At 39.8% G+C, this 12,410-nt stretch carries 14 protein-coding genes; 2 read left to right on the forward strand and 12 right to left on the reverse strand.

Annotated features, from left to right (window positions below):
- The first annotated feature begins 33 nt into the window (after positions 1-33).
- Both I6E70_RS07865 and I6E70_RS07870 read left to right on the forward strand, forming a co-directional pair.
- Positions 34-1,500 (forward strand): DASS family sodium-coupled anion symporter, encoded by a 1,467-nt coding sequence (locus tag I6E70_RS07865; protein ID WP_121954193.1) that lies wholly within the window; start codon positions 34-36, stop codon positions 1,498-1,500.
- A gap of 97 nt (positions 1,501-1,597) precedes the next feature.
- Positions 1,598-2,032: a GNAT family N-acetyltransferase gene (locus tag I6E70_RS07870; RefSeq protein WP_197174066.1), complete on the forward strand. Its 435-nt coding sequence runs from the start codon at positions 1,598-1,600 to the stop codon at positions 2,030-2,032.
- A 2-nt stretch (positions 2,033-2,034) separates the two neighbouring features.
- On the opposite strand, the gene I6E70_RS07875 is transcribed toward I6E70_RS07870, so the two are convergent.
- From I6E70_RS07875 to I6E70_RS07930, 12 genes are all read right to left on the reverse strand, one after another.
- Positions 2,035-2,670 (reverse strand): trimeric intracellular cation channel family protein, encoded by a 636-nt coding sequence (locus I6E70_RS07875; RefSeq protein WP_004334621.1) that lies wholly within the window; start codon positions 2,668-2,670, stop codon positions 2,035-2,037.
- 173 nt (positions 2,671-2,843) lie between these two features.
- Positions 2,844-3,263 carry a hypothetical protein gene (locus I6E70_RS07880; protein WP_004334618.1) on the reverse strand — a complete coding sequence of 140 codons (420 nt, stop codon included), beginning with the start codon at positions 3,261-3,263 and terminating at the stop codon, positions 2,844-2,846.
- A gap of 12 nt (positions 3,264-3,275) precedes the next feature.
- A complete protein-coding gene (locus I6E70_RS07885; protein ID WP_197188454.1) occupies positions 3,276-3,590 on the reverse strand; it encodes a hypothetical protein in 315 nt (104 codons plus the stop codon).
- A 75-nt stretch (positions 3,591-3,665) separates the two neighbouring features.
- Positions 3,666-4,151 (reverse strand): hypothetical protein, encoded by a 486-nt coding sequence (locus I6E70_RS07890; protein WP_231620076.1) that lies wholly within the window; start codon positions 4,149-4,151, stop codon positions 3,666-3,668.
- 21 nt (positions 4,152-4,172) lie between these two features.
- Positions 4,173-4,637, reverse strand: coding sequence for a hypothetical protein (locus tag I6E70_RS07895; protein WP_007584380.1), 465 nt, complete (start codon positions 4,635-4,637; stop codon positions 4,173-4,175).
- Positions 4,638-4,651: 14 nt separating this feature from the next.
- Positions 4,652-5,248 carry an RDD family protein gene (locus I6E70_RS07900; RefSeq protein ID WP_182753797.1) on the reverse strand — a complete coding sequence of 199 codons (597 nt, stop codon included), beginning with the start codon at positions 5,246-5,248 and terminating at the stop codon, positions 4,652-4,654.
- A gap of 136 nt (positions 5,249-5,384) precedes the next feature.
- Complete coding sequence (locus I6E70_RS07905) at positions 5,385-6,119, reverse strand: DUF5020 family protein (protein WP_154902967.1); 735 nt, start codon at positions 6,117-6,119, stop codon at positions 5,385-5,387.
- 29 nt (positions 6,120-6,148) lie between these two features.
- Positions 6,149-7,525: a uracil-xanthine permease family protein gene (locus I6E70_RS07910; RefSeq protein ID WP_076924304.1), complete on the reverse strand. Its 1,377-nt coding sequence runs from the start codon at positions 7,523-7,525 to the stop codon at positions 6,149-6,151.
- A gap of 74 nt (positions 7,526-7,599) precedes the next feature.
- Complete coding sequence (locus I6E70_RS07915) at positions 7,600-8,667, reverse strand: BMP family ABC transporter substrate-binding protein (RefSeq protein ID WP_197188455.1); 1,068 nt, start codon at positions 8,665-8,667, stop codon at positions 7,600-7,602.
- A gap of 72 nt (positions 8,668-8,739) precedes the next feature.
- Complete coding sequence (locus I6E70_RS07920; RefSeq protein ID WP_024600002.1) at positions 8,740-9,666, reverse strand: ABC transporter permease; 927 nt, start codon at positions 9,664-9,666, stop codon at positions 8,740-8,742.
- Positions 9,667-9,669: 3 nt separating this feature from the next.
- The gene (locus I6E70_RS07925; RefSeq protein ID WP_197188456.1) at positions 9,670-10,773 is read right to left on the reverse strand and encodes an ABC transporter permease; all 1,104 of its coding nucleotides are present in this window, start codon (positions 10,771-10,773) and stop codon (positions 9,670-9,672) included.
- Positions 10,770-12,329 (reverse strand): ABC transporter ATP-binding protein, encoded by a 1,560-nt coding sequence (locus tag I6E70_RS07930; RefSeq protein ID WP_197188457.1) that lies wholly within the window; start codon positions 12,327-12,329, stop codon positions 10,770-10,772. The genes I6E70_RS07925 and I6E70_RS07930 overlap by 4 nt, the downstream gene beginning before the upstream one ends.
- Between the last annotated feature and the right edge of the window lie 81 nt (positions 12,330-12,410).

The raw sequence follows: 12,410 nt of genomic DNA on the forward strand, positions 1-12,410 counted from the left end.
TGCATGCATTTCTAAAACTTAGGGACATTTTTAATGAAGGGTACTGATATTCGAGTTACCTCTGGACTGATTTCTATAGCCATTGTTTTACTACTTTGGTTTGCTGTACCGCCCCCGCAAGGTGTTACCGAAAACGCATGGCATTTGTTAGCTTTATTTATTGGTACTGTTGTTGCCATTATTGGTAAAGCAATGCCAATCGGCGCCATTGCTATTTTAGCTATTACCTCTGTTGCGTTAACCGGCGTAACTAATGACAGCCCATCTGGCGCTATTAAAGATGCATTAAGTGGCTTTTCTAATTCATTAATTTGGTTGATTGGTATTGCTATTATCATATCTCGGGGTTTAGCTAAAACCGGTTTAGGTAATCGTATTGGCTATAATTTTATTTCTTTTTTTGGTAAAAAAACTATTGGTATTGGCTATGCACTCGCACTTTCTGAACTTGTTATAGCGCCTGTAACGCCAAGTAATACCGCACGAGGCGGCGCTATTATTCACCCAATAATGAAGTCGATAGCAACAAGTTTTGGCTCGTCCCCTGAGGAAGGTACATCTCGTAAAATTGGGCACTACCTTGCTTTAGTGAGCTACCATATAAACCCTATTACATCAGCTATGTTTATTACGGCAACTGCGCCAAACCCTCTAATTGTAAAGCTGATTGCTGATGCTACCGGTGCAAATATTAGTATTACTTGGGGTACGTGGGCGCTCGCAGCGCTTGTTCCTGGTTTGCTATGTATTGCCCTTGTGCCTTTGGTTGTTTATGCCATTTACCCACCTGAAGTTAAAAGTACGCCCGACGCTAAAACCTACGCAGAATCTAAATTAACTGAAATGGGCCCAATGAGTTACGGCGAAAAAATAATGGTGGGTGTTTTTGCCATGCTGCTTATTTTATGGGCCGGCGTGCCTGCAATGATTTTAGGGGCTGACTACGCAGTTAACACAACCGCAGTGGCCTTTTTAGGTTTATCGGTTTTATTAGTGACTGGTGTATTAAGCTGGGACGATGTACTTAAAGAAAAGTCTGCGTGGGATACCGTTGTTTGGTTTTCAGCATTAGTAATGATGGCCACTTTTTTAAATAAATTAGGTTTGGTAACGTGGTTTTCAACACTTGTTGAGAGCAACATTGCGCAACTGGGTTTTGACTGGATTGTATCGGCCATTATATTGGTAGCTGTGTATTTTTACGCTCATTACTTTTTTGCCAGTACCACAGCACATATTACTGCTATGTTTGCCGCATTTTACGCCGCAGGTTTGGCGCTTGGCGCTCCGCCTTTATTTTTAGGTTTACTGTTAGCAGGCGCTTCATCACTCATGATGTCGTTAACGCATTACGCAACAGGCACATCACCCATAGTGTTTGGCTCAGGCTATGTATCGTTAAAAGACTGGTGGGTAATGGGCCTTATAATGAGCGTTATTAATTTAAGTGTATGGGGAATTGTTGGCGGGCTTTGGTGGAAAGCACTTGGGTATTGGTAGTATTGCCTTTGTTAGCTTGGCTTGCACATTTAATACTGCGCACATATTTTAGTTCGTTCTACAAATATAAACATTAAGGCTGTTGCAAGGGAGCACTATGGTTTTTAAATTTATAAAGGCAGCATATTCAGACCGAGACTACTTATTAAGCCTCAGAAAACTGACTATGGTTGAACACTTAGAAAATGCCGGGTTATTTTTAACTGATCAACAGCATGTTTTAAGGCTTGATGATCAATATGACTGCTCCCATCTTATAGTTATAAATGAGGTACCAATTGGTACTTTAAAATACCAAACGCACGCTCAACACGTTGAAATAATGCAATTACAAATACATCCATTGCACCAAAATAAAGGGTATGGGAAAGCGGTTATTGAACAAGTAATTACAAATGCGCAGTCAAAACCCATTAAACTCACCGTGCTTAAAAACAACCCAGCATTAGGACTTTATAAGCGGCTGGGTTTTACTATAACGGATGAGGATAATTACGAGTACCACATGCAAACGCGAGCTACTCGTAGCTAAAATTAGTCGCTTTGATCTCTGAAGTCTTTTTTTCTGAAAATAGTTAAATGCCAACCCCAATGCAAAGAGCCTAATCTTAAAAAGATAGTCGTGAAAAATGAGCCTAAAATACACCAAATGTAATCTACATTAAGGCTAAATAAAGCAGCATAGACTGCACCACCCGCTAAACACGCAGAGGCGTAAGGTTCGCTGCGCATAACAGTTGGCACCTCACGGCAAATTACGTCGCGTATTAAACCACCAAATATACCTGTAGTAATGCCCATGGTAATTGCGACCACCATGCCAGAGCCATTAATGAGTGCTTTTTCTATCCCCATAATATTAAATAGCGCCATACCAACAGCGTCTACCAATAAAAAGTAGTAATTATTAACGCGCGGTAAATATCGAATAAATGCAATTGTTGCTATAACGGCCCCATAGGTCGAATATAAATACTCTGGGGTAGCAATCCAAAATACCGGTTTGTTTAAAAGTATATCTCTGAGGGTACCGCCCCCTAATGCTGTAACGGTTGCAACCACTACGACGCCAAAGCCACTAATGTTTTTTTCATACCCAAGCAATGCCCCTGCAACAGCAAAAAATGCAACACCGAGTAACCCTAGTACCATAAAGTATTCAGCAGTCATGGTAATTCCTTTTTAAAATTTATAAGGAGTTGTATCAACTTACGTGCCAAAAAAACATCCCTTAAAATTTGAATTAACTTTGAAAAATACATTTAAAAACAACGCTGTAATTCACACTGAATGCAGTTTGAGGTTAGGTTTTATGAAAGGTAATATTTGAGAAGGTAATTATTTTAAAAGTAGGTATTTTTTACACGTTGTTTATAAGTAGGCCCATAAATTAAGCTAGCGCTATTTATACACTCAAAGTAAGCAAGATAGCCTACAAAAATTGATTCAAAGATTAATAGGCTAATACCTATCCAACTTGCAGAATTAATATATTCAAAAATAAAGAAAATACAAACTATTACCCAAAAGCAGTTGGCTATAGCTAATACTTTAATGGCTAATAAGCTTCTTGTTCTTTTAAATGCTAATAAAAGTGCGCATATACCATAAAGTATATTAGCTGCTGTAATAAATTGAAGTGCATGTAAAGGTAGTGAATAAATTTCGTAGAACCAAGATTGAAAACTAAACAAAGTTAAACCAGCAAGTAAACCTGCTATACCGTCAAGGTAGAGTATGTCTAATTTTTTATGTGTAATCACTTTTAATACCCTTCAGCTTTTTAACTGAGCTGCCTTTTTAAGCGCCCACCAACCAATTACTAAGCTCATTAATATACGTACAGGAAAGTAAATAACAGCTGGTATGCCAAATAACCACTTGGCAAAGCCTTGTGGCATTACATAAAATGCGACTCGCTTCACCCAAAATATAAACTCAACATACTGCGCTAAAAAGTCATTAAGCGATAAGCTTAGTAGCGCTAATTCATTACTTATTAGGACCCATAAGGCATATAAACCAAGCAGACTATCACCCATACTACCAATATAAGATGAGTAGCCTATAAATAATAAAAAACTGCGCATGGTAAGTCCTTCTTAGCTGTACCAACAAGTTAAAATACAAACTAGCTAATCCAAAAAATATTAAAAATGGCTTTGTTAATTGCACCCTTTAGACGTTTTAACTAATTGAATATTATTAACACTTGCGTGTACTCCACAGTAAAACATGTAGTTAGAGCAATGATAGTTTTCATCCATAATATTCAAACCATTCTCATCAAATTCTAGCTCAAACTTACAGTTAATATCGTATTCGGGCTCTTGCTCTTCAAACACCAATTTTTTACCCTTTAGTACTAAAGGTAATGGTTCTGTCGTCCCTTCTAACGGTGCTGTTATCGTGAAAATATGAAAATTAAAGCCCCAGATAAGACCTTCTGTAAAATATTTATCGTCTTTTTTAAATATATTTATATAGCTCGTTTTTAATTTAAAACGCTCATCACTTTCGCTACCATCGTCGTTGAGCATAGGGGTCGCGCTAGTTATTTTGTCTGTTCTTGAATAGCATCCTTCAAATGAGTCTGCATGTGAATATCCACTAAAGACCGCACTTGCTAGCATAAAAGCTGTTTTAATCATCACTCGCTCCTTGCTGTAATGTTAAGTTCGCTCAAAAAAACGCCCTGTATCGTCTGTCATTTTTACTGGTAAACCGTTACCAACCATAAAGTGATAAAAACGTAAATCATCAATCAAGTCAGGGGCTGATATTTCTATGTCTCGGTAAGTCGCGTCTCTAAATTTAAACCTTAAGGTATGCTCAAACCGCTTCGTTTGACAGTAAAGTACTTCTTCTAGCTCAGACACCTTTATATTTATACCAAGTAATTTAAATTCACCATTGGCAATATCAATAGCTTGTGATTGCTTATTATTTGTAGATAGCCATTCAATAACCACTCCTAAAGAAGATAATCCAAACAAATATAAAAACTGATGCAATAAAGGTTTTTCGTTAATTACTTCCATGTAAAATAGCAAAATGACAATAAATAATGCTGATAAAGCCAAACTATAGACTATTTTAAATCCGGGTAGTTTTTTTTGCCTAGGCAAAGCTGCCATAATTAATATCCTGATTAATCTACATAACTCACTTTTGTTCCCGCTAAATGATCATGTAAACATCGTTTATCTTTTCCAAATATAAATAATGGATTAACAAAACCAGCTATAAACTGACCTACCGAAGGGACAAGTGATAATAGTTGCATACAAAGCATGCGTTTGAAGTAAATTGTAGTAAAGCTTGCTTGTGTACCATCTAAATTTTCAATACGGATAGACATTAAAGATTTACCAATTGTTTGTCCGCGTTGGTACATGAGGTAACCATGAAGCACTAACGTGCTTAATATGCCATAACCTAGCAAACCTGCAGATAAAGTAAGCGTTGGTTGGCTTAAATTATCAAACCCTACGAGTATGAATACAGGTATAAAACAAACAACACCTAAAACGCCATCAACAATAGCAGCCACTAGCCTATCTGAGCGCGTTGCTTTTTCTCCTGCTACTTTTGATACAATATTTTCAGATGGGTTCTGTGCTTCTCGCGTTTCAATTAAGTCGTCTATTTCTTTTGCTCGATCTGGGTAGGCTTCGCGATCTATAGCTCTCGCTGATGAGTAAAGCTCATCTAAAGTGTAGGTAGAAAAATCAATTTCAGAGTCCATGCAAAAAATCCATATAGTGTTATTAAAAAGTAATTTAACACAATTAATTTAAGCTATTCAATTATTTAAGATTATCAAATAAAAAACTACTAAAAAGTAGCCTTTAATTATTAATTAAATACCATTCCATTTGCTGTTAAAAATGCCATTTAACTAGCAAGTTTGGATTATGTTCGGTTTGCCCATCTACACCAAATTTATTTTTCCAATAAACATACTCAATACCCACATCAAGGCGGCCTGTATCTAAGCCGAGCATAGGGGCAATATTGTATTTAATCTGCGAGGTAAAGTTAAAGCCACCTTCACTTTTACCAAACATTGTGTCGGTGCTATCTACAATATCTAAAAAGCCATCGTATCTAAAGTTACCTTTGTTATAGCCCCACGTGACTGTTATTTGGTTATTATCTTCACGTTGAATACCTATATCATCTTGAAAACGACGATAATAAGCCACATTAAAATATTGAAAGCCAGGTACATCAAGTGATACACCGCCCCCTAATAAATAGTTATTTTGATCCGTATCTCCCGAGCCATACTCTGTTTGTAGGCCTAAAAACACCTCTTTAACAAAGCTATTTTGTGGCTTGTAAAGAGTAGGGTTTATGTTTAGCTCACCGTACACTTCATCGGGATTACTTAGCCTATCCATAAAGAAGAACGTACTGCCCCATGTATGTCCCGATGCATGCTCTATAGTAACAACACTTCTATCGTCTTCCTCCCCTGAAAACGGCTCTAGGTAGTCGGCTCCTGTCATTGCGGTAATACTAAAATCAGACCAAAGCTCTTTAGCCGATACACCTGTAGAGCACATTGCAATTGCAGTTACTAATGCTAATTTTTTTATTGTTTTGATTTTCATTGTTAATCCCTTTTATGATTTTTATTAGTTTAGTTAAGATGATCCGTACTTGCTGAGTAATTTTCTGGTAGTACCAACGTCATTATTATTGCGGTGATACCCGACACCGTCACTGCGCTACCAAATATGGCAGTAACTAACTTAGGTGCGTTTGCAAACAACTCCGGTACAAAACTAACACCTAGCCCGAGCCCCAAACTCACCGCAATAATAAGTAGGCTTCTGCGATTTATTTTTTCGCTTGCGAGTATTTTTACGCCCGCGGCGGCAACGGTGCCAAACATTACAAGCGTTGCACCGCCCAAAACAGGTTTAGGTATATTTTGTAATACAGCACCAATCACAGGAAACAAACCAAGAATGATTAAAATACTGCCGATCCACAGGCCTATATGTCTGCTGGCAACACCGGTTAGCTGAATAACGCCGTTGTTCTGACTAAAAGTAGTATTAGGAAAAGTGTTAAATAAGGCGGCAATCATCGAGTTAACACCATCACCTAAAATACCACCACGAATACGTGCTAAGTAACTAGGTCCTGTAACAGGTAGCTTAGAAACAGCACAATTGGCAGTAATATCACCAGTCGATTCAATTGCAGTAATAAGGTATAAAAAGCCAAAGGCTATGAGTGCACCAAAATCAACATTAAAGCCGTATTTAAAGGGCAGTGGGATGGCAATTAAATCAAATTCACCTAATTTGAATTTAGCGATACCTAATACAAAGGCTAGTAGCCAGCCAAGTATCATTGCAACTACGACAGCCGTTAGCCTTACCCATTGATTTTTACTGGCATTAAGCAGCACTACTAAAGCAACAACCGAAAAACCAACAATTAAGTTACTCGTTGAAGCAAATTTTTCAGGCATATTAGTAAGTAACCATTGCCCGCCGCCTATATCAGTCATGCCTACTTTAATTAGGTAAATACCAATAGTGGTAATCACCACACCAGTGACTACTGGCTTTATTACTTTGCCTAATTTACTAATAAAAAAACTAATAAATACTTCAACAAAAGCGGCTAAAAAGCACACAGCAAATATAGTGCCAAGGACTTCGTCATTATTGCCACCCGTTGCTTTAACGGTAAAGCCTGTCGCTAAAATAGTTCCTAAAAAGGCAAAGCTTGTACCTTGCACACATATCAATCCTGACCCCACCGGGCCAACACGCCGCGCTTGTATAACCGTGCCCACACCAGATACAAATAATGCCATACTAATTAAATAAGGTATTTCGCTGCCAAGGCCTAGCACCCCACCAATAATAAGAGTGGGCGTAATAATGCCAACAAAGCTTGCTAGTACATGTTGCAAGCCTGCAAAAAATGATTCGGTCGCGCCTGGGGTGTCATCAACCGCATATATAATATCGTCAGACGAGCTTGTGTTTATTGACATATAAACCTCTACGTTTTGCGAGTTAGCCACTGTATTTGTCTAAGTGACCAACTCATTGTTATTGCGTTAACGGCTTATTTAAGCTGCCCTTCAACGCCCTCAACATAAAAGTCCATACCCAACAACGTTTTGTCGTCTATTGTTTTACCCGCCTCAATAACCAGCTCACCTTGCTGATTTTTTATAGGGCCAGTAAATGGATGGAATTCACCTTTACCAATTTTCTCTGAAATCGCGTTCACTTCACTCACAACATCACTTGGAATGTCTTTACTTAGCGGCGCTAAGCGAGTCATCCCTGAGCCTATCCCTTTCCATATATCTTGCGATTGCCATTTATCGTCAAGTACTTGCTGTACGCGCTCTGCATAAAATTCATCCCAATGATGAACCGCCGCCGTTAAATGTGCTTTTTTACCGTATCCGCTCATATCTGAGTGGTAGCCAATAGCGTAAATACCAGCGGCTTCAGCTGCTTGCAGTGGTGCAGGCGAATCAGTATGTTGAGTTATAATATCAACGCCTTGATCTATAAGGCTATCGGCAGCTTCTCGCTCTTTACCCGGATCAAACCAGCTATTAACCCACACTACTTTTACTTTTGCATTAGGCTTTACTGAGCGCAGGCCAAGCGTAAATGCATTTATACCGCGTATTACCTCCGGAATAGGAAACGCAGCAATATAACCAATACTGTCGGTTTTACTCATGTGCCCTGCAATAACACCTGTTAGGTAGCGTCCTTCGTAAATGCGATCAAAGTAAGTGCTTACGTTTTTTGCGCGTTTATAGCCTGTAGCATGCTCAAACTTTGCATTAGGAAACCGTTTAGCCACTTTAAGTGTTGGGTTCATGTAGCCAAACGACGTTGTAAATATTAAATCGTGCCCGCTTTTGGCTAGTTGCGTAATAACACGCTCAGCATCGGCTCCTTCTGGTACGCTTTCAACAAAAGTAGTTTCTATTTTGTCGCCAAATTTGTCTTCTAGGTACTGCCGGCTTACATCGTGTGTATACGTCCAACCGGCCTCACCAATTGGACTTACATATACAAAGCCTACTTTTACGTTATCTTTTGCAATAGCTGATGCGCTTATGCACAAGCTCAATGCAACCCCGAGTGTTGTTATAAATTTTTTCATTGTTATTCTCCGTGTTATATTTTTAATATCCTGTTGAAGCAGGTAATTTACCTTATTGATTTTGTAATCAATTTAATGACCCTTGTGCCAAGGTTTACCTAACCACATGGGTTCGTACATTTTTAGCTTTTGTTTATTTTTACTGAGCATAATCAATACAATAAGTGTTGCACCATAAGGCAGCATGGCCAATAAGTTAGAATCAACCGCTAAACCGAACGCTTGTGCAACTAAGTGCATAATGCTGGCAAAGCCAAATAAATAAGCACCAAGCATTACGCGCTCAATACGCCAGCTTGCAAACACCACGAGCGCAAGGGCTATCCAACCTCGCCCTGCCGTCATGTTTTGAGTCCAAAGTGGTGTATAAGCCAACGACAAGTAAGCGCCCGCAATACCAGCCAGTGCGCCGCCAAACATAACGGCTAAATAACGTGTACGCATTACAGGTAAACCTAAGTTATTACCCACACTTGGGTTTTCACCAATAGCCCGTACTGCAAGCCCTGCTCTGTGGTATTTAAAAAACAAATACGCACCAAGCACTAAACTCCAACTTAAATACACAATGGCGTCTTGCGAAAATAGCGCCTTGCCTAAAACCGGAATATGCTCAAACCCAGCTATTGCTAATGTAGGTAAGGCATTAATCGTTTTTCCTTCATAGTCGGCACCTAAAAATGCCGAAAGGCCAGTACCAAAAATAGTCAGCGCCAAACCTGCCGCTACTTGGCTAGCATTTAAATTAAGTGCTACAAAAGCAAAAATAAGTGAGGCCATAACACCAACCAAAGCTGCTACCGTAAAACCAATAAATAGGTTGTCGCATTGATACATGGTTATAAACCCTGCCACTGCGCCTAAAAGCATCATGCCTTCTTGCCCTAAATTTAAGGTGCCGCTTTTTTCGCATACCATTTCACCCAGCGCCACCAGCAATAAGGGGGTGCCTGTACGAATAGTGGCGTATAAAATATTAGTAATTACATCTAAATCCATAATTTAAGACTCCTGTGCAATATGTATTGGCTGCGCTTTTTGTTGTTTAAATGGCAGCGAAAATCTAAGCCGATAAGTAATAAGCACATCGCACGAGAGTAAATAAAACAACATTAACCCCTGAAAAATACCGGTAATGGCGTTTGGTAATCCCATGTTAATTTGCGCAAGCTCACCTCCCATATAAATAAGCCCCATTAGTAAGCCCGCAAACGTAATTCCTACTGGGTGCAATCGCCCTAAAAAAGCAACAATAATGGCGGCATAGCCATAACCAGGTGATATTTGTGGAACCAGCTGTCCAATAGGCCCAGCTACTTCGCCCGCACCAGCAAGCCCCGCTAAGCCACCGCTAATAACTAACACTCCTGTAATTAATAATGCTCGCTTGTAACCCGCCATTTTGGCAGCGGATGCATCAAGCCCAAGTACTTGTATTTGAAAGCCTATAAAGGTTTTACTAATAAAAACCCATGTGGCGCATAGCGCTAATAACGCAAACGCCAGGCCTAAGTGCAATCGAGTACCTTCGAATAAAACGGGCAATAACGTGCTATCGCCAAACAATGCACTTTCAGGAAAGTTATAACCGTGAGGATCTTTGAGTGGCCCATGAACAGCCCACAGCAATACATTTACTGCTATGTAGTTCAGCATTATGGTGACTAAAATTTCATTAGTGTTTAAACGCAGCTTCATAAAAGCAGCAAGCCCCGCCCACAACATGCCACCAGCAATACCCGCAAGTAATGTTAGTGGCATTGCAAAAGCACTTGATGAGTCAACAAAGTTAACGGCTACAGCACTTGCACATACACCACCAATAAGCAGTTGCCCTTCTGCGCCTATATTCCAAACCGATGCTCTATAACAAAGTGCTAAACCATAGGCGCATAGCAAAATAGGAATGGTCATTACAAGTAGCTCAGTTACACCATACCAATCGGCAACAGGTGCTATAAGCAATGTATATAAGGCATTTAGCGGGTCATGCCCTAATAAGGCAAACACCACGTAACCGGTTATTAATGTGAGTAAGATAGCTAAAACAGGAGAGAAATAACTCCAAGCCGGCGAGCGCTGAATACGTGGTTCTAACTTAATCATGCTAGAGCCCCTTTTGATGTTTGTAATGTAGGCAGATTATTAAGGTCGTCACTAAAATCGCCAGCCATCCACTGTCCTAACTGCACAAGCGGTACGGTATCGGTGTTTAAAATAGGAGACAGTTTTCCATCGCAAATTGCGCCAATGCGGTCGCAAATTTTATAAAGTTCATCTAAATCTTCTGAAATAACGAGTACCGCACACCCCTCGTCGCGAAGCTTCAAAATAGCTTCATGTATCGCCACTTGTGCGCCTATATCTACTCCCCAAGTAGGATGCGACATAACGAGTAGTTTTGGGCTTTGCTCTACCTCGCGACCAATAATAAATTTTTGTAAATTACCACCTGAAAGGCTAGCTGCATGAGTGCGAAAACTTGGCGTTTTAACCTTGTATTTTGTTATGATTTTATTAGCAAGCTCGGTAATTTTTTGTTTTACTAAAAAGCCATTTTTAACTAGTCCACTATCAAAACTAGTCAGCAGTGTATTTTGCGCTAAATCCATAGTGGGCACGGCTCCTCGCCCAAGCCTATCCTCTGGAACACATGCAAGTCCAAGGCGGCGCCTTTTTAGCGGGCACAGTGCATCAACAACAGTGTTTTTAAATTTAATGGCACGGCTACTTGCTTGAATTTGCTCCCCCGAAAGCACTTTTAATAACTCTTCTTGCCCGTTGCCAGCAACACCTGCAATGCCCACTATTTCACCTTGCTGTACTGCAAAGTTAATGTTTTTAAGGGGTGTTTCAAATAACGCTTGTGCCGCGGTGGTTAAACTATTAACGGTTAAAAAGTCAGCCGTCCCCAAGGCTCTGCGAGTTTGGTTACTAATTGGCGTGTTGTCGCCTACCATTAGCCTAGCAATTGACTCACTAGTTTCGTTTTTAGGAATACAATGCCCGCTTACTTTTCCGCCTCGCAAAATGGTCGCACTGTCACATAACTCAATCACTTCGTGCAGTTTGTGGCTAATAAACAGCACGGAGCAGCCTTCTTTTTTAAGTGATTTTAGAGTTTTAAATAATGCATCGACTTCTTGTGGGGTAAGGACTGAGGTGGGTTCGTCTAAAATAAGTAGTTGAATATCTAATAACAAACACCGCACGATTTCTACTCGTTGACGCTCGCCAGTTGAAAGTGTTGATACCAATCTGTGTGGATCTAATGGCATACCATAGCGTGTTGATGTTTTTGTAATTCGACCCGCAAGCGTGCTGCTATGCCCTGCTAAATCACCTAACGCTAATTCAATATTTTGGGCAACCGTAAGTGTTTCAAATAACGAAAAATGCTGAAACACCATTCCAATGCCTAAATCACGCGCATCAGCAGGCTCTTTTATATTCATTATCCTGCCATTAAAAAACATGTCCCCTTGGTCAGGTTTAACTACACCATAAAGCATTTTCATTAGTGTGCTTTTACCGGCACCGTTTTCACCTAATAAGGCATGCACTTCCCCATGCTTAATTTTTAAGGTTACGCCGTTATTGGCTATACATCCGGGATACTTCTTTGTCATTCCCTGCATAGTAAGGCGGTATTTATTATTCATTATTAACACCTTTTCAGTGCTTATTAAGTTAATAAGCATACTAACAACAACCAGCTGACCGAGCGGTCAACAATGGCATGG

The organism is Pseudoalteromonas sp. NGC95 (genome assembly GCF_015864705.1).
Taxonomy (GTDB): domain Bacteria; phylum Pseudomonadota; class Gammaproteobacteria; order Enterobacterales; family Alteromonadaceae; genus Pseudoalteromonas; species Pseudoalteromonas arctica.

Coding starts and splice junctions, on each gene's coding strand:
- I6E70_RS07865 (WP_121954193.1), top strand. CDS start 34: ATGAAGGGTACTGATATTCGAGTTACCTCTGGACTGATTTCTATAGCC.
- I6E70_RS07870 (WP_197174066.1), top strand. CDS start 1,598: ATGGTTTTTAAATTTATAAAGGCAGCATATTCAGACCGAGACTACTTA.
- I6E70_RS07875 (WP_004334621.1), bottom strand. CDS start 2,670: ATGACTGCTGAATACTTTATGGTACTAGGGTTACTCGGTGTTGCATTT.
- I6E70_RS07885 (WP_197188454.1), bottom strand. CDS start 3,590: ATGCGCAGTTTTTTATTATTTATAGGCTACTCATCTTATATTGGTAGT.
- I6E70_RS07890 (WP_231620076.1), bottom strand. CDS start 4,151: ATGATTAAAACAGCTTTTATGCTAGCAAGTGCGGTCTTTAGTGGATAT.
- I6E70_RS07895 (WP_007584380.1), bottom strand. CDS start 4,637: ATGGCAGCTTTGCCTAGGCAAAAAAAACTACCCGGATTTAAAATAGTC.
- I6E70_RS07900 (WP_182753797.1), bottom strand. CDS start 5,248: ATGGACTCTGAAATTGATTTTTCTACCTACACTTTAGATGAGCTTTAC.
- I6E70_RS07905 (WP_154902967.1), bottom strand. CDS start 6,119: ATGAAAATCAAAACAATAAAAAAATTAGCATTAGTAACTGCAATTGCA.
- I6E70_RS07910 (WP_076924304.1), bottom strand. CDS start 7,525: ATGTCAATAAACACAAGCTCGTCTGACGATATTATATATGCGGTTGAT.
- I6E70_RS07915 (WP_197188455.1), bottom strand. CDS start 8,667: ATGAAAAAATTTATAACAACACTCGGGGTTGCATTGAGCTTGTGCATA.
- I6E70_RS07920 (WP_024600002.1), bottom strand. CDS start 9,666: ATGGATTTAGATGTAATTACTAATATTTTATACGCCACTATTCGTACA.
- I6E70_RS07925 (WP_197188456.1), bottom strand. CDS start 10,773: ATGATTAAGTTAGAACCACGTATTCAGCGCTCGCCGGCTTGGAGTTAT.
- I6E70_RS07930 (WP_197188457.1), bottom strand. CDS start 12,329: ATGAATAATAAATACCGCCTTACTATGCAGGGAATGACAAAGAAGTAT.